Annotated in this window: 19 protein-coding genes and 1 pseudogene; 19 read left to right on the forward strand and 1 reads right to left on the reverse strand. The window is 71.8% G+C overall.

Translation table 11 applies throughout. The features are described 5' to 3' along the window. Positions 1–76 precede the first annotated feature (76 nt). From OG618_RS24480 to OG618_RS24505, 6 genes are all read left to right on the forward strand, one after another. Entirely contained in the window at positions 77–1,066 is a 990-nt protein-coding gene (locus OG618_RS24480) for an ABC transporter permease (RefSeq protein ID WP_329489694.1), read from the forward strand. A 55-nt stretch (positions 1,067–1,121) separates the two neighbouring features. Beyond that, positions 1,122–2,891 (forward strand): ABC transporter substrate-binding protein, encoded by a 1,770-nt coding sequence (locus OG618_RS24485; RefSeq protein WP_329489695.1) that lies wholly within the window; start codon positions 1,122–1,124, stop codon positions 2,889–2,891. Positions 2,892–2,989: 98 nt separating this feature from the next. Then, positions 2,990–4,000, forward strand: a complete 1,011-nt coding sequence (locus tag OG618_RS24490; RefSeq protein ID WP_329489696.1) for an ABC transporter permease — start codon at positions 2,990–2,992, stop codon at positions 3,998–4,000. Then, complete coding sequence (locus OG618_RS24495) at positions 3,997–5,064, forward strand: ABC transporter ATP-binding protein (protein ID WP_329489697.1); 1,068 nt, start codon at positions 3,997–3,999, stop codon at positions 5,062–5,064. The genes OG618_RS24490 and OG618_RS24495 overlap by 4 nt, the downstream gene beginning before the upstream one ends. A 34-nt stretch (positions 5,065–5,098) precedes the next feature. Then, positions 5,099–6,157: an ABC transporter ATP-binding protein gene (locus OG618_RS24500; protein ID WP_442906857.1), complete on the forward strand. Its 1,059-nt coding sequence runs from the start codon at positions 5,099–5,101 to the stop codon at positions 6,155–6,157. Positions 6,158–6,344: 187 nt separating this feature from the next. Continuing rightward, positions 6,345–7,004, forward strand: a complete 660-nt coding sequence (locus tag OG618_RS24505) for a trimeric intracellular cation channel family protein (protein WP_329489698.1) — start codon at positions 6,345–6,347, stop codon at positions 7,002–7,004. On the opposite strand, the gene OG618_RS24510 is transcribed toward OG618_RS24505, so the two are convergent. After that, positions 6,940–7,698, reverse strand: a complete 759-nt coding sequence (locus OG618_RS24510) for an IclR family transcriptional regulator (RefSeq protein WP_329489699.1) — start codon at positions 7,696–7,698, stop codon at positions 6,940–6,942. The genes OG618_RS24505 and OG618_RS24510 overlap by 65 nt on opposite strands. A 274-nt stretch (positions 7,699–7,972) precedes the next feature. Between OG618_RS24510 and OG618_RS24515 the strand changes: the two genes are divergently transcribed. The 13 genes and pseudogenes from OG618_RS24515 to OG618_RS24575 all read left to right on the forward strand — a co-directional run bounded on the left by OG618_RS24515 (position 7,973) and on the right by OG618_RS24575 (position 22,388). Beyond that, positions 7,973–9,160, forward strand: coding sequence for a cysteine desulfurase family protein (locus tag OG618_RS24515; RefSeq protein ID WP_329489700.1), 1,188 nt, complete (start codon positions 7,973–7,975; stop codon positions 9,158–9,160). Between the two features lie 44 nt (positions 9,161–9,204). Continuing rightward, positions 9,205–10,341: a tRNA 2-thiouridine(34) synthase MnmA gene (mnmA, locus tag OG618_RS24520; RefSeq protein WP_329489701.1), complete on the forward strand. Its 1,137-nt coding sequence runs from the start codon at positions 9,205–9,207 to the stop codon at positions 10,339–10,341. Between the two features lie 424 nt (positions 10,342–10,765). Next, a complete protein-coding gene (locus OG618_RS24525; RefSeq protein ID WP_329489702.1) occupies positions 10,766–11,323 on the forward strand; it encodes a Uma2 family endonuclease in 558 nt (185 codons plus the stop codon). Between the two features lie 39 nt (positions 11,324–11,362). Further along, complete coding sequence (locus tag OG618_RS24530) at positions 11,363–11,887, forward strand: TIGR00730 family Rossman fold protein (protein ID WP_329489703.1); 525 nt, start codon at positions 11,363–11,365, stop codon at positions 11,885–11,887. A gap of 13 nt (positions 11,888–11,900) precedes the next feature. Continuing rightward, positions 11,901–12,590 carry an SDR family oxidoreductase gene (locus OG618_RS24535; RefSeq protein WP_329489704.1) on the forward strand — a complete coding sequence of 230 codons (690 nt, stop codon included), beginning with the start codon at positions 11,901–11,903 and terminating at the stop codon, positions 12,588–12,590. A gap of 131 nt (positions 12,591–12,721) precedes the next feature. Then, positions 12,722–13,750: a methionine synthase gene (locus tag OG618_RS24540; RefSeq protein WP_329489705.1), complete on the forward strand. Its 1,029-nt coding sequence runs from the start codon at positions 12,722–12,724 to the stop codon at positions 13,748–13,750. A 22-nt stretch (positions 13,751–13,772) separates the two neighbouring features. After that, positions 13,773–16,058: an NAD-dependent DNA ligase LigA gene (gene ligA, locus OG618_RS24545; RefSeq protein WP_442906953.1), complete on the forward strand. Its 2,286-nt coding sequence runs from the start codon at positions 13,773–13,775 to the stop codon at positions 16,056–16,058. A 372-nt stretch (positions 16,059–16,430) separates the two neighbouring features. Next, a pseudogene (locus OG618_RS24550) lies at positions 16,431–17,984 on the forward strand (putative bifunctional diguanylate cyclase/phosphodiesterase); the annotation flags it as partial. Between the two features lie 364 nt (positions 17,985–18,348). Next, the gene (gatC, locus tag OG618_RS24555) at positions 18,349–18,645 is read left to right on the forward strand and encodes an Asp-tRNA(Asn)/Glu-tRNA(Gln) amidotransferase subunit GatC (RefSeq protein WP_280719380.1); all 297 of its coding nucleotides are present in this window, start codon (positions 18,349–18,351) and stop codon (positions 18,643–18,645) included. A 3-nt stretch (positions 18,646–18,648) separates the two neighbouring features. Continuing rightward, positions 18,649–20,142 carry an Asp-tRNA(Asn)/Glu-tRNA(Gln) amidotransferase subunit GatA gene (gene gatA / locus OG618_RS24560; protein WP_329489708.1) on the forward strand — a complete coding sequence of 498 codons (1,494 nt, stop codon included), beginning with the start codon at positions 18,649–18,651 and terminating at the stop codon, positions 20,140–20,142. Further along, entirely contained in the window at positions 20,139–20,378 is a 240-nt protein-coding gene (locus OG618_RS24565; protein ID WP_329489709.1) for a hypothetical protein, read from the forward strand. The genes gatA and OG618_RS24565 overlap by 4 nt, the downstream gene beginning before the upstream one ends. A gap of 81 nt (positions 20,379–20,459) precedes the next feature. After that, entirely contained in the window at positions 20,460–21,971 is a 1,512-nt protein-coding gene (gatB, locus tag OG618_RS24570; RefSeq protein WP_329489710.1) for an Asp-tRNA(Asn)/Glu-tRNA(Gln) amidotransferase subunit GatB, read from the forward strand. A gap of 258 nt (positions 21,972–22,229) precedes the next feature. After that, a complete protein-coding gene (locus tag OG618_RS24575; protein WP_329489711.1) occupies positions 22,230–22,388 on the forward strand; it encodes a hypothetical protein in 159 nt (52 codons plus the stop codon). Positions 22,389–22,478: the final 90 nt, after the last annotated feature.

Raw genomic sequence — 22,478 nt, forward strand, 5'->3', positions numbered from 1 at the left:
CCGCACCAGCCGTACCGCCGAACCGGCGACCGGCACCCGTGGGCCGGCCACCGTCGGCGAGGGGACCGAACTGACCATGACCGCACCCATCAAGACCGCCGGGAACACGCCGGAGGCAGCCGCCGCCGCGAGCCCGGCCACGAAGATCGAGGGCCGCTCGCTCGGCCGGATCGCCTGGACCCGTTTCAAACGGGACAAGGCCGCCGTCGCCGGCGCCGTCGTGGTGATCCTGCTCGTCCTGCTGGCCGTGCTGGCCAAGCCGATCGAGTCGATGTTCGGCCTGGACCCCGACGCCCTCAACCAGGACCTCCTGGACGCCAACCTCGGTGGTCTGCCGTTCGGCGACTGGGGCGGCATGAGCGTCGACCACCCGCTCGGCGTGGACCCGCTGCAGGGCCGTGACCTGCTCTCCCGGGTCATCGAGGGCTCCTGGGTCTCGCTGCTCGTCGCCTTCGGGGCGACGCTGCTCTCCAACACCCTCGGCACCGTGCTCGGCGTGATGGCCGGCTACTACGGCGGCTGGGTGGACGCCCTGATCAGCCGGGTGATGGACGTCTTCCTGGCGTTCCCGCTGCTGCTCTTCGCCATCGCGATCTCCGCCTCGCTCCAGGGCGGCGCGTTCGGCCTGCACGGCCTCCCGCTGCACATCGGCGTGCTGATCTTCGTGATCGGCTTCTTCAACTGGCCCTACATGGGCCGGATCGTGCGCGGCCAGACCCTCTCACTGCGTGAGCGCGAGTTCGTCTACGCGGCCCGCAGCCTGGGCGCCCGGGGGCCGTTCATCCTGTTCAAGGAGCTGCTGCCCAACCTGGTCGGTCCGATCCTGGTCTACTCGACCCTGCTGATCCCGACCAACATCCTCTTCGAGGCGGGCCTCAGCTTCCTCGGCGTCGGCATCCAGGCCCCGCAGGCCTCCTGGGGCGGGATGCTCAACGACGCGATCAAGTACTACCAGGTGGACCCCCAGTACATGGTGGTCCCCGGTATGGCGATCTTCCTCACGGTGCTCGCCTTCAACCTGCTCGGCGACGGGCTGCGTGACGCCCTCGATCCCAAGAGCAACTGACATCCCGTCAGGACCCTCCGATCCGCCACCACTTCCTCAAGGGGTTGATCTCACCATGCGTAGGTCCCGTACCGTCGGACTGACCGCAGTGGCCGCCGCCGCTGTCCTGGTCGTCACCGGGTGTACCTCCGGTTCATCCAAGAGCGGGGGCGACTCGTCGTCCTCCGCCGCGTCCGGCGGCGGCGCCGACGCGGCCACCAAGGGCATCGTCAACGCCTCGGACAAGAAGGGCGGGACGGTCACCTACGAGATGAAGGGCACGCCGGACTCGCTCGACCCCGGCAACACGTACTACGCCTACATCTACAACTTCTCGCGCCTGTACGGGCGTCCGCTGACCACCTTCGCGCCGGGCCCCGGCGACGAGGGCAACAAGCTCGTCCCGGACCTCGCCGAGTCCATGGGCCAGCCCAGCGCGGACGGCCTGACCTGGACGTACAAGCTGCGCGCCGGCCTGAAGTACGAGGACGGCAGCGCGATCACGTCCAAGGACGTGAAGTACGCGGTGGAGCGCTCCAACTTCGCGCCGGACGTGTTCTCCAACGGTCCGACGTACTTCAAGGACCTCCTGGTCGACAACCCGACCCCGTACGCGGGCCCGTACAAGGACGCGGCAGGCGACCTCAAGTCCATCGAGACGCCGGACGACCTGACCGTCGTCTTCCACCTGAAGCACGCCTTCGCGGACTTCGACTACCTGGTCTCGGCCCCGCAGACCGTCCCGGTCCCCAAGGACAAGGACAAGGGCGCCGACTACGTCAAGCACCCGATGGCCTCGGGCTCCTACAAGTTCGAGTCCTACGAGGACGGCAAGCAGCTCACCCTGGTGCCGAACACCAGCTGGGACGCGAGCACCGACACGATCCGCAAGCAGCTCGCGGACAAGATCGTGCTCAAGATGAACATCGAGCAGTCCACCATCGACAAGGACCTGCTGGCCGGCAACGCCCAGGTGGACCTCGTCGGCGGCGGCGTCGACCCGCAGACCCAGGCGCAGATCCTGCAGAACCCGAAGCTGAAGGCCAAGACGGACAACGCCTACGGCGGCCGCCTGGTCTACACCGCGATCGACAGTCAGGTCGCGCCGTTCGACAACGTCGAGTGCCGCAAGGCCGTGCAGTACGCGATCGACAAGGTCTCGGTGCAGACCGCGGTCGGCGGCCCGATCCGCGGCCAGATCGCCAACTCCGTCCTGCCGGCGGACATCCCCGGTCACCAGGACATCAACCTGTACGAGACCAAGGACAACAAGGGCGACGAGGCCAAGGCCAAGGAAGCCCTCAAGGCCTGCGGCAAGGAGGGCGGCTTCAACACCGTCCTGAGCGCCCGGACCGAGCGCGCCACCGAGATCGCCGCCGCGACCTCGATCCAGGCCGCGCTGAAGAAGGTCGGCATCAACGCCGAGATCCAGCAGTACCCGCAGGGCAAGTACCTCTCCGACAACGTCGGCGTGCCGGCGAAGAACAAGGAGAAGAACATCGGCCTGATGATGATGCAGTGGGGCGCCGACTGGCCGACCGGCTACGGCTTCCTGCAGCAGATCGTCGACGGCCGCGCCATCAAGGAGGCCGGTAACAGCAACCTGGCCTCGCTGAACGACCCGGCGATCAACAAGCTGCTCGACGACGCCGCCGTCAACACCGACAAGGCGGCCCGCGAGAAGATCTACGCGGAGATCGACAAGAAGGTCATGGAGCAGGCGGTCTACGTCCCGCTGACCTACTTCAAGGTGTTCCTGTACCGCTCGGACACCGCCACCAACGTCGTCTCCACCTCGGCCTTCTCGGGTGAGTACGACTACCTGAACATCGGTACGACCAAGTAAGAGCCTGGCTCCGTATCCCTGAAGGCAGGTGAAGGCAGCGGCGCCCGCCGCCGTCCGGAAGATCCCGGACGGCGGCGGGCCGCCGGAGCCGACCAACTGTGTTTGCCTACATCCTCCGCAGGACGCTCGCGGCCGTGGTGCTGCTGCTGGTGGTCAGCGCGGTCACCTTCGCGATCTTCTTCCTGCTGCCGCGCCTGGCCGGTGAGACGACCGACCAGCTGGCCACGCAGTACATCGGGAAGAACCCGTCCCCCGAGGCGGTCGCGGCGGTCAAGAAGAACCTCGGCTTCGACCAGCCGATCTACGTCCAGTACGGGCGCTTCCTGAAGGCGCTCGTCACCGGGGCCGAGTACAAGTTCGGCCCGGACGCCGCCACCTGCCACGTGCCCTGCTTCGGCTACTCCTTCAAGAACCACCTGGAGGTCTGGCCCGAGCTGACCAAGCGCATCCCGATCACGCTGTCGCTGGCCATCGGCGCCGCCGTGCTCTGGCTGGTCTCCGGCGTCACCACCGGTGTCATCTCCGCGCTCAAGCCGAAGTCGATCTTCGACCGGCTCTCCATGGGCGTCGCGCTGGCCGGTGTCTCGCTGCCGGTCTTCTTCACCGGTGCGCTGCTGCTCACGCTCTTCAGCTACGAGTGGCCGATCCTCGACAACCTCCAGTACGTCAACTTCACCGACGACCCGCTGATGTGGGCCCGCAACCTGATCCTCCCGTGGATCTCGCTGGCCTTCCTCTACTCCGCGCTCTACGCCCGGCTCACCCGCGCCGGCATGCTGGAGACGATGAGCGAGGACTACATCCGCACCGCCCGGGCCAAGGGCCTGGCCGAGCGCAAGGTGGTCGTGAAGCACGGGCTGCGCTCCGCGCTCACCCCGGTCGTCACCATCTTCGGCATGGACCTCGGTCTGCTGCTCGGCGGTGCGCTGATCACCGAACAGGTCTTCTCGCTCCAGGGCGTCGGCGCCTTCGCCGTCTCGGCGATCTCCGACAACGACCTGCCGAAGATCCTCGGCGTCACGCTGCTCGCCGCCTTCTTCATCGTCCTCTGCAACCTCGTGGTTGACCTCCTGTACGCCGCTGTCGACCCCCGGGTGAGGCTGTCGTGACCGAGCTCCAGAAGACCCCGGCGCCGGTGGCCGCCGCGACCGGGGACCCGTTCCTCTCGGTCCGGGACCTGCGGATCCACTTCGACACCGACGACGGCCTGGTCCGCTCGGTGGACGGGGTCAGCTTCGACCTGCACAAGGGGAAGACCCTCGGGATCGTCGGCGAGTCCGGCTCCGGCAAGTCGGTCACCTCGCTCGGCATCATGGGCCTGCACCGCTCCAAGCGGGCCCGGATCAGCGGCGAGATCCACCTGGACGGCGAGGAGCTGGTCGCGGCCGGCCCCGAGCGGGTCCGCCAGCTGCGCGGCCGCGAGATGGCGATGATCTTCCAGGACCCGCTGACCGCGATGCACCCCTACTACACCGTCGGGGCGCAGATCATCGAGGCCTACCGGGTGCACCACCCGCAGGCGACCAAGAAGCAGGCCCGGGCCCGCGCGGTCGAGATGCTCGACCGGGTCGGCATCCCGCAGCCCGACCGCCGGGTGGACGACTACCCGCACCAGTTCTCCGGCGGCATGCGCCAGCGCGCCATGATCGCGATGGCCCTGGTCAACGACCCGTCGCTGCTGATCGCCGACGAGCCCACCACCGCGCTGGACGTCACCGTCCAGGCGCAGATCCTGGACCTCATCCGGGACCTCCAGGAGGAGTTCGGCTCGGCCGTCATCGTCATCACCCACGACCTCGGGGTGGTCGCCGAACTCGCCGACGACATCCTGGTCATGTACGGCGGCAAGTGCGTCGAGCGCGGCCCCGCCGAGACCCTCTTCGACGCGCCCCAGCACCCCTACACCTGGGGCCTGCTGGGCTCGATGCCGCGTCTCGACCGTGAGCTCCAGGAGCGGCTCGTCCCGGTGAAGGGCACCCCGCCCAGCCTGATCAACGTGCCGTCCGGCTGCGCCTTCCACCCGCGCTGCCCGTACGCCGGGCTGACCGGCGGGCGCTCGGCCGACGAGGTCCCCGCCCTGACCGAGGCAGCGCCCGGGCACCACGCGGCCTGCCACCTCGCCGCCGCCGACCGGCGCCGCATCTTCACCGAAGAGATCGCGCCCCGGCTGTGAGCCCGGTTTCGTACCACCATTCTGGAGAGAACCGATGACGGACACTCAGGCGGCGGCCCCCGAGCCCATGAAGAAGGTGCCCGCGCCCGCGCCCGCCCCCGACCGCGAGCCGCTGCTCCGGGTGACCGGCCTGACCCGGCACTTCCCGATCAAGGGCGGCCTGCTGCGCCGCAACGCCGGGGCGGTCCGGGCCGTCGACGGCATCGACTTCACCGTCAACGCGGGGGAGACCCTGGGCGTCGTCGGCGAGTCCGGCTGCGGCAAGTCGACGATGGGCCGGCTGGTCACCCGTCTCGACGAGCCCACCGGCGGGAAGATCGAGTTCGAGGGCACCGACATCACCCACCTGGGCACCGGTGCGATGCGGCCGCTCCGGCGCGACATCCAGATGATCTTCCAGGACCCGTACTCCTCGCTGAACCCCCGGCACACCGTCGGCACCATCGTCGGCGCGCCGTTCCGGCTGCAGAAGGTACAGACCGAGGGCGGCGTCAAGAAGGCCGTCCAGGAGCTGCTGGAGCTGTGCGGGCTCAGCCCCGAGCACTACAACCGCTACCCGCACGAGTTCTCCGGCGGCCAGCGCCAGCGCATCGGCATCGCCCGGGCGCTCGCCCTGCGGCCCAAGATGGTCATCGCGGACGAGCCCGTCTCCGCCCTCGACGTCTCCATCCAGGCGCAGGTGGTCAACCTGCTGGACGACCTCCAGCGCGAGCTGGGCCTGACCTACCTGATCATCGCGCACGACCTCTCGGTGGTCCGGCACGTCTCCGACCGGGTCGCGGTGATGTACCTCGGCAAGATCGTCGAGATCGCCGACCGGGACTCGCTCTACGCGTCCCCGATGCACCCGTACACCACCGCGCTGATGTCCGCGGTGCCGGTGCCGGACCCGCGCCGTCGGCAGCGCCGCGAGCGGATCCTGCTCAAGGGCGACGTGCCCTCGCCGATCAACCCGCCGTCCGGCTGCCGGTTCCGCACCCGCTGCTGGAAGGCGCAGGAGGTCTGCGCGGTCCAGGAGCCGCCGCTGGCGGCGCTGAAGACCGGGCACCAGGTGGCGTGTCACTTCCCCGAGCGGAGCGAGGGGAACGACTAGCGGGGTCCGGAGAACAGTCCGGCCGGCGGCGAGAAGGTGCTCGCCACCGCGTGACGGTCCGGGGTGCGGTCGCCGGCTCGCGGCCGCATCCCCTCTGCGCGCCATCGGCCGTCACGTGCTGTGACGGCCGATGGCGTGGCCGTGACGGTCGGCCGGGCGCGGTGCCCGGGGGGTCCATAGTTGTCCGGTGACATCGCAGATCTTCCCTTCCGACGTGCAGCAGAGCCTGGACCTGGTCGGCATCTTCGTCTTCGCCCTCTCCGGAGGGCTGCTGGCCGTGCGCAAGAACATGGACATCTTCGGGATCTGTGTGCTGGCGGAGGTGACCGCGCTGGGGGGCGGGGTCATGCGCGACCTCGTCATCGGGGCCACCCCGGTGGCGGCCTTCTCCAACCTCGGCTACTTCAGCACGCCGCTGGCGGCCGGCCTGGTGGTCTTCTTCCTGCACCCGGAGGTCGAGCGGATCAACCGCGCGGTGCAGACCCTGGACGCGCTCGGCCTCGGGCTGTTCTGCGTCACCGGTACGGCCAAGGCGCACGACTACGGCCTCGGCGCGGTGGCCGCGATGGCGCTCGGCATGGTGACGGCGGCCGGCGGCGGCGTGATGCGCGACATGCTCGCGGGGGAGATCCCCTCGCTGCTGCGCTGGGACCGCGAGATCTACGCCGTCCCGGCCCTGGTCGGCTCGGCCCTCGTGGTGATCCTGATCGGCCTCGACCGGCTCACCGCGCTCACCGGGACGGCGGCCGCGCTGACCGCCTTCGGTCTGCGGATGCTCGCCCTCAAGTACGGCTGGCGCGCACCGCGGGCCTGGCACCGCAACGGTTCTCGCACCAGCGAGGAGTAGGCGAGCCCCCGTACGCCAGCGAGATCGCCTCGGCGGTGCAGAGCAGCTCGGGGAGCAGCCGGACCAGTTCGGCCGGCGGGACCCGGTCGGTCGGGGCGCTGACCGCGCAGGCGGCGACCGGCCGCCCGGCGCTGCCGGCCACCGGGGCCGCCACGCAGGCCACCGCCTCCCGGTGCTCGGCCGACTCGGCCGCCCAGCCCTGGCGGCGGACGGCGGCCAGCTCGGGAGGCAGCTCGTCCTCGCCGGCCCCGTCGTCGGGCAGACCGGCCAGCAGGACCCGGCCGATCGCGGTGCCGGCCGCCGGGGCGCGCCGCCCGATCCGGGTCGGCCGGGCGGTGTCGCTCCCCGGCCAGCGGCCGGCCAGCTCGTCCAGGTAGAGGACCTCGCCGTCCTGGAGCACGGCCAGCTGGACGGTCAGTCCGCAGCGCCGGTGGAGGGCGGCCAGGTAGGGCGCGGCGATCTGGCGGACGTCGATCTCCTCCAGCGCCCGGTGGGCGAGCGAGAGGACGCGACCGCCGAGCCGGTAGCGCCGGTCGGACTGGCGGTGGACGAAGCCGTGCTCCTCCAGCGTGCGCAGCAGCCGCAGGGCCGTGGACTTGTGCACTCCGATGCTGGTGGCGGCCTGGTCGAGGGTGACCGGCCCGTCGCCGAGGGACCCGAGGAGGGTGAGGGCGCGGTCGACCGACTGCGACATGGCGCCCCCAGTCCTGATCCGGTCCGGCCGATTTGCGGTGCCCGACAGGCTAACCGTTCGGCCCGGCGGGAGACCAACGAGCCCCCGGCCGTCCCGGCTTGGCCGCCGGCGGCCGGGCCGGTGCCCGGCGCCGCGGGTGGCGGGGGAGCGGCGGCCGGATGGCGGGCGGGTGGCGGACGGTTGGCCGGATCGGGGCGTTTGCGCGCGCTGCGCGGCGGCCGGATCCGCCGGGTGGCCCGAGCGGCGCGCGGTGGCCCTCTACAATCGGATGGTTATGCCATACCTGGACCATGCGGCGACCACGCCGATGCTGCCCGAGGCGATCGCCGCGATGACCGCGCACCTGGGGGTCGTCGGCAACGCCTCCTCCCTGCACGCGTCCGGCCGCCGGGCCCGCCGCGTGGTCGAGGAGTCCCGCGAGTCGCTGGCGGAGTCGCTCGGCGCCCGCCCCAGCGAGATCGTCCTCACCGGCGGCGGCACCGAGTCCGACAACCTGGCCGTCAAGGGCCTGTACTGGGCCCGGCGGGGGGCCGACCCGGCCCGGACCCGGGTGCTGTGCAGCCCGGTCGAGCACCACGCGGTGCTGGACGCGGTGCACTGGCTCTCCGAGCACGAGGGCGCCCGGGTCGACTACCTTCCGGTGGACGGCTACGGCCGGGTCCACCCGGCGGCGTTGCGCGAGGCGATCGAGCGGGACCCGGCCTCCGTCGCGCTGGTCACCGTGATGTGGGCCAACAACGAGGTCGGCACCATCCAACCGGTCACCGAACTCGCCGCGGTCGCCGCCGAGTTCGGCATTCCGATGCACGCCGACGCGGTCCAGGCGCTCGGTCAGGTGCCGGTCTCCTTCGCGGAGTCCGGGCTGACCGCACTCACCGTCACCGGCCACAAGGTCGGCGGTCCGTACGGCGTCGGCGCCCTGCTGCTGTCGCGCGGGGCCACGCCCGTCCCGCTGCTGCACGGCGGCGGCCAGGAGCGGGACGTCCGCTCCGGCACGCTGGACGCGCCGGCCACCGCGGGCTTCGCGGCCGCCGCCGCGCTCGCCGTCGAGCGGCGGGACGAGCACGCGGCGGTGCTCGGCGCGCTGCGCGACGAACTGGTCGCCTCGGTCCTGGCCGGCGTCCCGGACGCGGTCCTCAACGGCGACCCGACGACGCAGGGGCGGCTGCCCGCCAACGCGCACTTCTCCTTCCCCGGCTGCGAGGGCGACGCGCTGCTGATGCTGCTCGACGCCCAGGGCATCGAGTGCTCGACCGGCTCGGCCTGCTCGGCGGGGGTGCCGCAGCCCAGCCACGTCCTGCTGGCGATGGGCGTGGACCCGCTGCTGGCCCGCGCCTCACTGCGGTTCTCGCTCGGCCACACCTCCACCCGGGAGGACGTCACCGCGCTCGCCGGAGCCATCGCCCCGGTCGTCCAGCGGGCCCGCAACGCGGGGCTGGCGGCGGCCGCGCGCGCCCGGTAAACCCGGCCGGGACTCCGCCGCGACCACGTACTCTTGTGGGCATCATGACTGACTTCCCCGGTGCCCCGACCGCCCCGTCCACTGGCCGCCTGCGTGTGCTCGCGGCGATGTCCGGCGGGGTGGACTCCGCCGTCGCCGCCGCCCGCGCGGCCGAAGCGGGGCACGAGGTGACCGGCGTGCACCTGGCGCTCTCCGCCAACCCGCAGTCCTTCCGCACCGGCGCCCGCGGCTGCTGCACCATCGAGGACTCCCGCGACGCCCGCCGGGCGGCCGACGTGATCGGCATCCCGTTCTACGTCTGGGACCTCGCCGAGCGGTTCCGCGAGGACGTCATCGACGACTTCGTCGCCGAGTACGCGGCCGGCCGCACCCCCAACCCCTGCCTGCGCTGCAACGAGAAGATCAAGTTCGCCGCGCTGCTGGACAAGGCGATCGCGCTCGGCTTCGACGCGGTCTGCACCGGCCACTACGCCCGGATCGTCGACCTCCCGGACGGCCGCCGCGAGCTGCACCGCGCCGTCGACGCCGCCAAGGACCAGTCCTACGTGCTGGGCGTGCTCGACGCCGACCAGCTCGCCCACTCGCTCTTCCCGCTGGGCGACACCACCAAGGACGTCATCCGCGAGGAGGCCGAGCGCCGCGGCCTGGCCGTCGCGAAGAAGCCGGACAGCCACGACATCTGCTTCATCGCGGACGGCGACACCCAGGGCTTCCTGGCCAAGCACCTCGGCCGGGCCCCCGGCGACATCGTCGACGCGGACGGCACCAAGCTCGGCGAGCACGACGGCGCCTACGGCTTCACCATCGGCCAGCGCAAGGGCCTGCGGATCGGCCGCCCGGCCGCCGACGGCAAGCCCCGCTACGTGCTCGACATCTCCCCGGTGAACAACACCGTCACCGTCGGCCCCGTCGAGGGCCTGGACGTGACGGCCCTGACCGCGATCCGCCCGCGCTGGTGCGGGGCCGAGGCCGCGGCCGACGGCCGCTACACCGCCCAGCTCCGCGCCCACGGCGAGGAGGTCCCGGTCACGGCCGCCATGGTCGACGGCGAACTCCACGTCACCCTGGACACCCCCGCCCGCGGCATCGCCCCCGGCCAGGCCGTCGTCCTCTACGACACCACCCGCGTCGTCGGCTCCGCCACCATCGCCACCACCCACCGCCGCCCGGTCACGGCCTGAAACGGGTCCTCCCGGTCGGGGCGTGCCGTGGGTGCCGCTGTATCAGCGGCACCCACGGAAGACCGGCACGAGCGCGGCTGTGACGAGGTGCACCAGGGCGCTCGCGGACACGGCGTAGGCGCTCCAGCGACGTAGTGACTCCGGCGCGGTGGCTCGGAGGCCGTCGCGGGGCCACGCCTTCGGGAGGTGGGCTCACGGCGAGACGTCGGCGTCGACGACCTCGCCGAACGGTTCGATCGTGACGCCCCACCGGCCCCCGGTGAGCCCGGCGTCTTTCCGTTCCCGGTGGGAGCGTCGGCCGCGGGTCCCCGGGGTGCGTCATAGTGGACGGAGCCGCACGGGTGGTGCGGCCCGCCGGTGATTCGACGACCCGGGCTCCGGGGAGCGGCCGGCGATGCCCGTGGCGCCTTGCGGAGAGGACGGCATGACCTTCTACGAGCAGCACCGCGACTTCGTCGAGGAGCTGGAGCGGATCGCTCCCGAGGGCGTTCGGATCGAATGGTCCGGGGACACGCTGATCATGCAGGCGTCACCCTCGAACATCCACCAGCTCAACGTCGCGCGGGTGCGCAGGCAGTTCGAGCGGCACGCCCCCGACGGCTACCTCCCCAGTGAGCGGAGCGAGATCGTCAGCCCGGACGTCTCCAAGGGGCGCGAGCCGGACCTGACCTACCTGCCCGAGGAGGTTCTCTCCCAGCCGGGCAACAAGGCCCCCGCCGGGGAGGCCCTGATCGCCGTGGAGATCGTCTCGCCCTCCAACCCGGGCAACGACTGGATGGACAAGCTGCACGACTACGCCGTGATGCGCATCCCGCTGTACCTGATCGTGGACCCGCGGCAGCAGACGGTGACGCTGTTCTCCGAGCCGGACCACGACCGGTACCACACGCGCAGTGACCGGAAGTTCGGTGACGAGATCGGCATCCCGGAGCCCTTCGGCTTCACGCTGGGCCTGTCCGAGCTCGTCCCGTACAAGGACTGACCGTGCGCGTCGGCGGGGCGTGATAGACCAGTCAGCATTATGAACATCACTGTCTTCTGCTCCGCGTACTCGCTCGACGAGCGGTACTCCGTACCTGCCGCCGAATTCGCCCGTCTGCTCGGGGAGGGCGGGCACACCCTGGTGTGGGGCGGCTCCAACGCCGGGTTGATGGGGCTGCTGGCCGACGGGGTGAAGGCGGCCGGCGGCAAGCTGGTCGGGGTGCTGGTCGAACTGCTCCGGCACAAGGGCTACGAGGGCGCCGACGAGCTGGTGATGACCCTGGACCTCGCCGAGCGCAAGGCACAGCTGCTGATGCGCGCGGACGCCGTCGTCGTGCTGGTCGGCGGCCTCGGCACGCTGGACGAGGTGACCGAGGTGCTGGAGCTCAAGAAGCACGCGCTGCACGACAAGCCGGTGATCGTCCTGGACACCGAGGGCTTCTACGCGGGACTGCGCACCCAGCTGGAGCGGATGGACACGGAGGGCTTCCTGCCGCGGCCGCTCGGCGAGCTGATCACCTTCGCCGACACCCCCGCCCAGGTCTTCGAGCAGCTCAAGGCCTGAGAGGATCGGGACCATGGCTGCACATCTGATCACGGGCGCGGGCTCCGGCATCGGCGCCGTCCTCGCCGAGCGCCTCGCCGAACGCGGGGACGACCTCTGGCTGCTGGCCCGCGACGCCCGCCGGGCCGCGGAGCTGCGCGAGCGCTTCCCCGGGGCGCAGACCCTGGTCGGCGACCTCGGTACGCCGGCCAAGCTCTCCTGGGCCTTCGGCCACCAGGCGCTGCCGGCGGAACTCGACTCGCTGCTGCATGTGGCGGGCGTCGTCGAGCTGGGCCAGGTCGGTGAACTGCCGGTCAAAGCCTGGCAGGACACCCTGAACGTGAACCTGGTCGCGCCCGCCGAGCTGACCCGGCTGATGCTGCCCTCGCTGCGGCTGGTCAAGGGCCACGTGGTGTTCGTGAACTCCGGCGCGGGGCTCACCGCGCACGCCGACTGGTCGGCGTACGCGGCGAGCAAGCACGGCCTGAAGGCGCTCGCGGACTCGCTGCGCCACGAGGAGCACGCCGCCGGCGTCCGGGTCACCTCGGTCTACCCGGGCCGCACCGCGACCGCGATGCAGGTCAAGGTGCACCAGCAGGAGGGCCGGGAGTACGACGCCGACCGCTTCATCGCGCCCGAGTCGGTGGCGAAGGCGGTCCTGGCCGCGCTCGACGCCTCCCGCGACGCGGAGATCACCGAGATCACCGTCCGCCCCGGGAAGTGAGCCCGGGGAAGTGAGCCCTGGGAAGTGAGGCCGGGAAGTGAGCCCCGGGGACGTGGGTTCGCCGGCCCGAGCCCGGGCGTGGGAGGTCGGCCGGTCCGACTTCCCACGCCGGGCGCACTAGGCTCGGGCGGGTGAGCAACGGACACTCTTTCCCCGACCTGCGCGGCGCCGCCACCGGCGTCGGATCGCTGCCCGGCACCGACGCGCGGGAGGCCGCCAGGACGGCCACCGGGGCGCTGGAGCAGCTGCCGTTCCTGCCCGAGCTGCCCGCCCGCGGGCCGGGCGCCGACATGATCGGGCGCAGCGCCGGCCTGCTGGTCGAGCTGTTCGCGCAGACCGAGCCCAGCGGCTGGCGCTTCACCGACCGCCCCGGCCGCGACACCCGGCGGGCCCGTGCCTGGCTGGGCGAGGACCTGGACGCCCTGGAGGAGTTCACCCAGGGCTACCAGGGCGCGCTCAAGGTGCAGGCCGTCGGCCCGTGGACGCTGGCCGCCTCGATCGAGCTGAAGCACGGCGAGAAGGCACTCGCCGACCCCGGTGCCCGCCGGGACATCGCCGGTTCGCTCACCGAGGGGCTGCGCCGCCACCTCGACGAGGTCCGCCGCCGGATCCCCGGCGCGGCGGTGGTGCTCCAGCTCGACGAGCCCTCGCTGCCCGCGGTGCTGACCGGCGGGGTGAGGACCGCCAGCGGCTTCCAGCGGCTGCGCTCGGTGGACCGCCAGGTCGCCGAGGAGGCGCTGCGCGAGGTGATCCGCAGCGTCGACGTACCGGTGGTGGTGCACTGCTGCGCCCCGGACGTCCCGATCCCGCTGCTGCGCCGGGCCGGTGTGGCCGGAGTCTCCCTGGACTTCTCGCTGTTGACGGAACGTGAGGACGAGCAGCTCGGCGAGGCGATCGAGGCGGGCACCGTGATCCTCGCCGGCGTGGTGCCGCCCACCGACGGAGCCCCCGCTCAATCAACGGCACTGTCCGACCCGGCCGGTAGTGTCCAGGGTGTCAGGACGTTGTGGCGCAGGCTCGGGTTCGCCCCGGAGCTGCTGGGCCGCCGTGTGCTGGTGACGCCCACCTGCGGGCTGGCCGGGGCCTCTCCGGCCCACGCGCGTAAGGCGCTGTCACTCAGTGTGAGGGCGGCCCAGAGCCTGGTGGACAACCCGGAATGAGAACGTAGGAGGGCTTGCGGTGGTGGCTGTCGAGGGCTGGGAGGAGATCCCGGCGGAGGTCCGCGGGCGGCACGCCGAGCTGGCGGCCGAGATCGAGGACCACCGCGCCCGCTACTACGAGCAGGACGCGCCGGTCGTCACCGATGCCGAGTTCGACGCGCTGATGCGCGAGCTGGAGGCGCTGGAGGCCGGGCACCCGGCCCTGCGCACCCCCGACTCGCCGACCCAGAAGGTCGGCGGCGCCGTCACCGAGCAGTTCGCGGCCGTCGAGCACCGCGAGCGGCTGCTCAGCCTGGACAACGCGATGGACGACGACGAGCTGGCCGCCTGGGCCGAGCGGGTCGCCACCGAGCTGGCCGGCATCGAGTACCACTACCTCTGCGAGCTCAAGGTGGACGGCCTGGCCGTCAACCTCACCTACGAGAACGGCCAGTTGGTGCAGGCCGCGACCCGCGGCGACGGCCGGGTCGGCGAGGACATCACCGCCAACGTCCGCACCATCAAGGAGATCCCGCACCGGCTCAAGGGCGACGACGTCCCCGCGCTGGTGGAGATCCGCGGCGAGGTCTACTTCCCCACCGACGCCTTCGAGGCGCTCAACGCCTCCTTCGCCGAGGAGAACGAGCGCCGCCGGCAGGAGAACGAGGAGCGCGCCAAGGAGGGCAAGCGGCCCCGGGCGATGATCCGGCTGTTCATGAACCCGCGCAACGCGGCCGCCGGTTCGCTGCGCCAGAAGGACCCGCACATCACCGCGTCCCGCCCGCTGCACATGGTGGTGCACGGCATCGGCGCCCGGGTCGGCTTCGACATCGACAACCAGTCGCACGCCTACCGGCTGCTGCACGACTGGGGCCTGCCCACGGCCCGGCACAACAAGGTGGTCGGCACGCTGGCCGAGGTCCGCGCCTTCATCGAGCACTTCGGCGCGCAGCGGCACTCGGTCGAGCACGAGATCGACGGCGTCGTGGTCAAGGTGGACGAGATCGCCCTCCAGGGCCGGCTCGGCGCGACCTCGAAGTCCCCGCGCTGGGCGATCGCCTGGAAGTACCCGCCGGAGGAGGTCACCGGCAAGCTCGCCGCGATCAAGGTCGGCATCGGCCGCACCGGCCGGGCCACCCCGTACGCGGTGCTGGCGGAGCCGGTGAAGGTGGCCGGCTCGATGGTGCAGTACGCGACGCTGCACAACCAGCAGATCGTCAAGGCCAAGGACGTCATGCTGGGCGACACCGTGGTGCTCCGCAAGGCCGGTGACGTCATCCCCGAGATCCTCGGCCCGGTGTACGACCTGCGGGACGGCACCGAGCAGGAGTTCGTGATGCCCTCGCACTGCCACGAGTGCGGCGCGGAGCTGCGCCCGATGGCGGAGGGCGACATCGACCTGCGGTGCCCCAACGCGCAGTTCTGCCCGGCCCAGATCCGCGAGCGGATCGCCTTCCTGGGCGGCCGGTCCGCGCTGGACATCGAGGGGCTGGGCTACGTCGCGGCGACGGCGCTGACCCAGCCGCTGGAGCCGGCCGAGGCGCCGGTCCGGGACGAGGGCGACATCTTCCGCCTCACCGCCGAGCAGCTGCTGCCGATCAGGGTGCTGGTCCGCGACCCGAAGACCGGCCTGCCGAAGCTCGACGACGAGACCGGCGAGGAGAAGGAGGTCTTCTTCTTCGCGACCACCACGGGCGCGGCCAAGAAGAACACCGGCCTGATGCTCGACAACATCGACCTGGCCAGGGAGCGCCCCCTCTGGCGCTTCCTCAACGGCCTGTCGATCCGGCACGTCGGCCCGGTCGCCGCGCAGGCGCTGGCCAGGGAGTTCCGTGACCTCGACCGGATCTTCGCGGCCAGCCAGGAGGAGCTGGCCGCCACCGAGGGGGTCGGTCCCGGTACGGCGCGCTCGATCGCCGAGTGGTACCAGGAGGAGTGGCACCGGGAGATCCTGGAGAAGTGGCGCGAGGCCGGGGTCCGCTTCACCGAGGAGGCCGGCGAGGAGCAGGGCGAGCGTCCGCTGGAGGGGCTGACGGTGGTGGTCACCGGCACGCTGGCCGGGCACACCCGGGACGGCGCCAAGGAGGCGCTGACCTCGCGCGGAGCGAAGGTGACCGGATCGGTGTCGAAGAAGACCGATTTCGTGGTCGCCGGTGACAATCCCGGTTCCAAGTTCGACAAGGCCGTTCAGCTCGGGCTGCCGGTCCTGGACGACGAGGGCTTCACGGTGCTGCTGGAGCAGGGGCCGGACGCGGCTCGCAGGCACCTGGGCCTGCCCGAACCGGAAGCCGTCGCCGGGGCCGCCGAGGAGCCCCCCGCCGAGGGGTGACCCGAACTCGGAGCCACCGAGTCCGTCTTGTTATCGTCCTGATGCGCCGTCACCGGGTGCCGCGCGGTGAAAGCGGGCATTGTGTCACTGTGCGGCACCGGAACGCGGTGGCGCGCTCCCGGTTGTCCGAAAGTCTGCCCGCCGGGTGGACCCCGGAATACCCTGGAGCGCAACAGAGTGTCAGCAGGGGTGGGGGCACCGGCTGAGCCGGTCTCCGCGGGGTCGCTCATGCCCGGCAGCTGCCGGCACCGGTACGGTGCCTCACCGTAAGGCGGCCTGACGGGGCGGGCCCGACGGAGGACAGGGCTTATGGATCGTACGACCGGCGGTGCGCCCACACGCCCGCCGCAGGGGGTGGCGGGTGCGGTCCTGCTGCTCGGAGTCCTGCTGGCCGGCGCCGCACCGCTCATCCCGCTGGCCGTCCTGGTCTACCGCTACGAGCCCGAGCTGCTGCCGCTGTTCGCGGTGCCGCTGGCCGTGCTGGTCGCGGCCTGGCGGATCGCCCGGGACCGTGCCCGTGACCAGCTCACCGACCCGCTGACGGACCTGCCCAACCGCCAGGCCCTCTTACTGGCCGCCCAGGAGGCCATCGCCGAGCACGAGCAGGGCTACAGCGTCGGGCTGATCCTGCTCGACCTCGACCGGTTCAGGTCGCTCAACGACACGCTCGGCCACACCGCAGGCGACCGGCTGCTGGTGCACATCGCCCGCCGGCTGCACCGCGCCCTGCGCTCCGGCGCGTCCGGCGGAGCGGGACGGGAGACGATCGACGACGTCTTCGCCGGGATGCCCCGGGACTACCGGCGCGGCCGCCCGATGGTGGCCCGGATGGGCGGCGACGAATTCGCCGTGCTGCTGCCCGGCGTCGGCTGCCCCAACACCCTGGAGCGGGTCGCCAAGGCGCTGATCGCCGAGCTGGCCGCACCGATCCGGCTGGACGGGCTGCTGCTCGTCCTGGAGGCCAGCGCCGGCGTCTGCGTCTACCCGCAGCACGCCCAGGACGCCGAGTCGCTGCTGCGCCGCGCCGACGTGGCGATGGGCCACGCCCAGCGCGGCTGCACCTCCGTCGAACAGTACGACGAGGCCCAGGACGCCGACACGCCGTACCGGATCGGGCTGCTCGGCGATCTGCGGCGGGCGCTGGAGACCGGCGAGGTGCAGCTGCACTACCAGCCCAAGGTGGCCTTCGACGGCCGGGTGGTCGGGCTGGAGGCGCTGCTGCGCTGGGACCGGCCCGGCCAGGGCAAGGTCTCGCCGGACGAGTTCGTCGGGCTCGCGGAGTCCAGCGGCCTGATGCCCCGGCTGACCGACTACGTCCTGGAAGCGGCCGTCGGCCAGCTCGCCTCCTGGCGCGAGCAGGGCCTCCAGGTGCAGGTCGCGGTGAACGTCTCGCCGCGCGACGTGCTGAACCCGGGCTTCGCCCAGCGGGTCGCCGGGCACCTCGTCCGCCACCAGGTGCCGGCTCACGCGCTCCAGCTGGAGATCACCGAGCGGCTGCTGCTGGACGACTCCCGGCGGGCCGCCGACACCCTGGCCGAGCTGCGCGGCTACGGCGTCGGGATGTCCCTGGACGACTTCGGGACGGGCCACTCCTCGCTGGTGCGGCTGCGCAGCCTGCCGGTCGGCGAGTTGAAGATCGACCGCTCCTTCGTCTCCCGGATGGTCGCCGACGACCACGACGCGGCCGTGGTCCGCTGCTCGGTGGAGCTGGCCCACTCGCTGGGCCTGACCGTGGTGGCCGAGGGCGTGGAGGACGACGAGACCTGGGAGCGGCTGCACCGGATGGGCGTGGACGCCGTCCAGGGCTGGCTGGTCTCGGCGGCGCTGCCGGCCGAGCAGGCCACCGCCTGGCTCCGGGTGCACCGCACCGGCGCCCCGCCGGTCGAGCGGTTCGGCCCGGCGGGTCAACTGCCGCGGGTGATCCAGCCGGTGGTCAAGCCGGGGATCCAGCCGGTGCTGCCTCCGGTCATCCCGCCGGTGCTGCCTCCGGTGGTCCAGGCGGTGTCGGCGGCCCAGTTGGAGGTCCAGGCGCAGGGCACGCCGAGGTGGGTCCCGACGAGCCCGCAGTAGGGCGTCCGCGGCGGTCGCCGGCCCGGTCCCGGAGCGGGGCCGGGGCAGGGTGACCGCCCCGCGGGGTTACTCGTTGGCCGGTGGCCGGGCCGGGCCCCATAGGATGGGGTCCACAGACCAAGAGGACGGGAGCGCCGAGCCGGCTGCTCCTGCCCGGGCCCGGCACCGCCTGAGCGCGGCGCCGGGTCTCACCAGAACTCACACCCCTGAGGATCGCCGCATGCCTGGCATCACGCGCGAGGAGGTCGCCCACCTCGCTCGGCTGTCGCGTCTTGAGTTGCAGGCCGAAGAGCTGGACCACTTCGCCGAGCAGCTCGACGTGATCATCGGCGCGGTCGCGCGCGTTTCCGAGGTCGCCGGACAGGACGTCCCGCCGACCTCCCACCCCCTCCCGCTGACCAACGTCATGCGGGCGGACGTGGTGCGACCGTCGCTCACCCCGGAGCAGGCGCTGTCCGGCGCCCCCGCCGCCGAGGAGCAGCGTTTCCGTGTGCCGCAGATCCTCGGGGAGGACTGACCGATGACCGACCTGATCCGTTACACCGCGGCCGAGACCGCGAGTGCCATCGCCAAGGGCGAGGTCTCCGCCGTCGAGGTCGCCCAGGCGCACCTGGACCGCATCGGCGCCGTCGACAAGAAGGTCAACGCCTTCCTGCACGTCGACACCGAGGGCGCGCTGGACGCCGCCAGGGCCGTCGACGAGAAGCGCGCCAAGGGCGAGGAGCTGGGCCCGCTGGCCGGCGTCCCGCTCGCGCTGAAGGACGTCTTCACCACCAAGGGCGTGCCGACCACCTGCGGGTCCAAGATCCTCGAAGGCTGGATCCCGCCGTACGACGCCACCCTGACCTCGCGTCTCAAGGACGCGGGCGTGGTGATCCTCGGCAAGACCAACATGGACGAGTTCGCGATGGGCTCCTCCACCGAGAACTCGGCCTACGGCCCCACCGGCAACCCGTGGGACCTCAGCCGGATCCCCGGCGGTTCCGGCGGTGGCTCGGCCGCCGCGCTGGCCGCCTTCGAGGCCCCGCTGGCGATCGGCACCGACACCGGCGGCTCGATCCGCCAGCCCGGCGCCGTCACCGGCACCGTCGGCGTGAAGCCCACCTACGGGTCGGTCTCCCGCTACGGCCTGGTCGCGTTCTCCTCCTCGCTGGACCAGGGCGGTCCGTGCGCCCGCACCGTGCTCGACGCGGCGCTGCTGCACGAGGCGATCGCCGGCCACGACCCGCTGGACTCCACCTCGATCGACGCGCCCGTCCCGGCCGTGGTCGAGGCCGCCAAGCTGCGCGACGTGCGCGGCATGCGGATCGGCGTGGTCAAGGAGTTCGCCGGCGAGGGCTACCAGGCCGGCGTCATGCAGCGGTTCAACGAGTCCGTCGAGCTGCTGCGCGAGCTGGGCGCGGAGGTCGTCGAGGTCTCCTGCCCGTCGTTCACCCTGGCGCTGCCCGCGTACTACCTGATCGCGCCCAGCGAGGCCTCGTCCAACCTGGCCCGCTTCGACGCGATGCGCTACGGCCTGCGGGTCGGCGACGACGGCACCCGCTCGGCCGAGGACGTCACCGCCCTCACCCGCGAGGCCGGCTTCGGCCCCGAGGTGAAGCGCCGGATCATCCTCGGCACCTACGCCCTCTCCTCGGGCTACTACGACGCCTACTACGGCTCGGCCCAGAAGGTGCGCACGCTCATCTCGCGCGACTTCGACACCGCCTTCGCCGGCGTGGACGTGCTGGTCTCACCGACCACGCCGACCACCGCCTTCCCGATCGGCGAGCGCGCCGACGACCCGATGGCGATGTACCTGGCCGACCTCTGCACGATTCCGTCGAACCTCGCGGGCAACGCGGCCATGTCGCTGCCCTGCGGGCTGGCGCCGGAGGACAATCTCCCGGTCGGCCTGCAGATCATCGCACCCGCGATGGCGGACGACCGCCTGTACCGCGTGGGCGGCGCCGTCGAGGCCGCACTCAACGACAAGTGGGGGCACACCCTGCTGGAGGAGGCACCGGCACTGTGAGCAAGCTCGAAAAGGCGAAGGGCTTCAAGCACTCCAAGCCCGGCCTGTGGCTGTCCATCGGCACCAGCACGTTCGGCGCGGTCTCGATCGTCAAGGACATCCGGAAGGCGCGCGGCGAGAGCGACACGCTCAAGCTGATCAACGCCCTGGTCGGTGCGGCGGCGCTGGTCACCGGCACCGCCCTGCTGGTGCGCGAGTTGCGCCGGCTCGGCGACGACGACGTGCTGCTGGGCTGAGAACGCCCTCGGCCCGGCCGCGCACCCGACCGTGCGCGGCCGGGCCCGTACCTCCACAGACTTTTAAGCGAAGGGGACGCTGTGAGCGTCATGAACCTGGTCTCCTACGAGGACGCTCTCGCGTCGTACGACCCGGTGATGGGCCTTGAGGTCCACGTCGAGCTGGGTACCAAGACCAAGATGTTCTGCGGGTGCTCGACCGAACTGGGTGCCGAGCCGAACAGCCAGGTCTGCCCGACCTGTCTGGGCCTGCCCGGCTCGCTGCCGGTGGTCAACGCCATCGGCGTCGAGTCGGCGATCAAGATCGGCCTGGCGCTGAACTGCGAGATCGCCGAGTGGTGCCGGTTCGCCCGGAAGAACTACTTCTACCCGGACATGCCGAAGAACTTCCAGACCTCGCAGTACGACGAGCCGATCGCCTTCAACGGCTACCTCGACGTGCAGCTGGAGGACGGCTCGACCTTCCGGGTGGAGATCGAGCGCGCCCACATGGAGGAGGACACCGGCAAGTCCAGCCACGTCGGCGGCGCGACCGGCCGGATCCACGGCGCCACGCACTCGCTGCTCGACTACAACCGGGCCGGCATCCCGCTGATCGAGATCGTCACCAAGCCGATCGAGGGCGCCGGCGAGCGGGCCCCCGAGGTCGCCAAGGCGTACGTCGCCGAGCTGCGTGAGCTGATCAAGGCGCTGGGCGTCTCCGAGGCCCGGATGGACAAGGGCCAGATGCGCTGCGACGTCAACCTGTCGCTGCGCCCCAACGGCACCGAGAAGTTCGGCACCCGCTCCGAGACCAAGAACGTCAACTCGCTGCGCAGCGTCGAGCGGGCCGCCCGGTTCGAGATCCAGCGGCACGCCACGGTGCTGGGCGACGGCGGCACGATCGTCCAGGAGACCCGGCACTTCCACGAGGAGGACGGCAGCACCACCGCCGGCCGGATCAAGGACAACGCCGAGGACTACCGCTACTTCCCCGAGCCGGACCTGGTGCCGATCGCGCCGTCCCGCGCCTGGGTGGAGGAGCTGCGCGCCGGTCTGCCCGAGCTGCCGCGGGTGCGCCGGGCCCGGCTGCAGGCCGAGTGGGGCCTGACCGACAAGGACATGCAGTCGGTGCTGAACGCCGGCGCGGTCGAGCCGATCCTGGAGACCATCGCCGCGGGCGCCCCGGCCGACCAGGCCCGCAAGTGGTGGATGGGCGAGCTGGCCCGCCGGGCCAACGAGACCGGCACCGAGCTGAGCGAGCAGCCGATCACCCCGGCGCAGGTCGCCCGGGTGACCGCGCTGGTCGCCGAGGGCAAGCTGAACGACAAGCTGGCCCGCCAGGTCATCGAGGCCGTGCTGGCCGGTGAGGGCGAGCCGGACGAGGTCGTCGAGAAGCGCGGCCTGGCCGTCGTCTCGGACGACTCCGCGCTCGGCGCGGCCGTCGACGAGGCCATCGCCGGCAACGAGGCGATCGCCGCCAAGATCCGCGACGGCAAGGTCGCCGCGGTGGGCGCGCTCGTCGGCGCGGTCATGAAGGCCACCCGCGGGCAGGCCGACGCGGCCCGGGTGAAGGACCTCATCCTGGCGAAGCTCGGCGTGGAAGGGCAGTAGGCACTACCTGAAGAAGCTCGGTGCCGACCGGATCCGACCACGGTTTCTAAGGCATCTAAGGCTTTCTAAGGTGCCTTAGTGCGCTCAGGGCCCGGATCCACCCCCTAAGTGGGGTGGATCCGGGCCTTTGCCGTTCCAGGCCGCCCGACCTAAGGCGCAGGCCGCCCGGAACATCGGGCAAGGTGCCGATGTGGCGCACCCCCCTGGGGGAGGAGGCTTTACCTCAGAACGAGAGAGACCACCACGAGGGGAAACACCGTGTTCGAGTACGAGCTCATCCAGCACCAGGTGCGGGAACTCCACGCCCAGGCCGACCACCAGCGCCTGGTCCGCGAGGCCAAGGGCGACCGCCGCGGCCTGCGCCGACTGCCCGCCGTCCGCTCCGAGCGGCGCGCCGCGCGTCTGCGCGAGTGCTGACGGGTCGACACCCGGCCGGGGCCGGGACGGAGATGGAAGGGGAGGTGCGATCCAGCGCCTCCCCTTCCGGGCGTCCGAGGGCCGGGATAA

Origin of the sequence: Kitasatospora sp. NBC_01246, from assembly GCF_036226505.1 — a bacterium.
Classification (GTDB): Bacteria; Actinomycetota; Actinomycetes; order Streptomycetales; family Streptomycetaceae; genus Kitasatospora.

What these genes read in the sequence shown, in the direction of transcription:
- OG618_RS24480 (WP_329489694.1), top strand. Translation starts at nt 77, where the DNA reads ATGACCGCACCCATCAAGACCGCCGGGAACACGCCGGAGGCAGCCGCC.
- OG618_RS24485 (WP_329489695.1), top strand. Translation starts at nt 1,122, where the DNA reads ATGCGTAGGTCCCGTACCGTCGGACTGACCGCAGTGGCCGCCGCCGCT.
- OG618_RS24500 (WP_442906857.1), top strand. Translation starts at nt 5,099, where the DNA reads ATGACGGACACTCAGGCGGCGGCCCCCGAGCCCATGAAGAAGGTGCCC.
- OG618_RS24510 (WP_329489699.1), bottom strand. Translation starts at nt 7,698, where the DNA reads ATGTCGCAGTCGGTCGACCGCGCCCTCACCCTCCTCGGGTCCCTCGGC.
- OG618_RS24515 (WP_329489700.1), top strand. Translation starts at nt 7,973, where the DNA reads ATGCCATACCTGGACCATGCGGCGACCACGCCGATGCTGCCCGAGGCG.
- mnmA (WP_329489701.1), top strand. Translation starts at nt 9,205, where the DNA reads ATGACTGACTTCCCCGGTGCCCCGACCGCCCCGTCCACTGGCCGCCTG.
- OG618_RS24525 (WP_329489702.1), top strand. Translation starts at nt 10,766, where the DNA reads ATGACCTTCTACGAGCAGCACCGCGACTTCGTCGAGGAGCTGGAGCGG.
- OG618_RS24530 (WP_329489703.1), top strand. Translation starts at nt 11,363, where the DNA reads ATGAACATCACTGTCTTCTGCTCCGCGTACTCGCTCGACGAGCGGTAC.
- OG618_RS24535 (WP_329489704.1), top strand. Translation starts at nt 11,901, where the DNA reads ATGGCTGCACATCTGATCACGGGCGCGGGCTCCGGCATCGGCGCCGTC.
- gatC (WP_280719380.1), top strand. Translation starts at nt 18,349, where the DNA reads ATGCCTGGCATCACGCGCGAGGAGGTCGCCCACCTCGCTCGGCTGTCG.
- gatA (WP_329489708.1), top strand. Translation starts at nt 18,649, where the DNA reads ATGACCGACCTGATCCGTTACACCGCGGCCGAGACCGCGAGTGCCATC.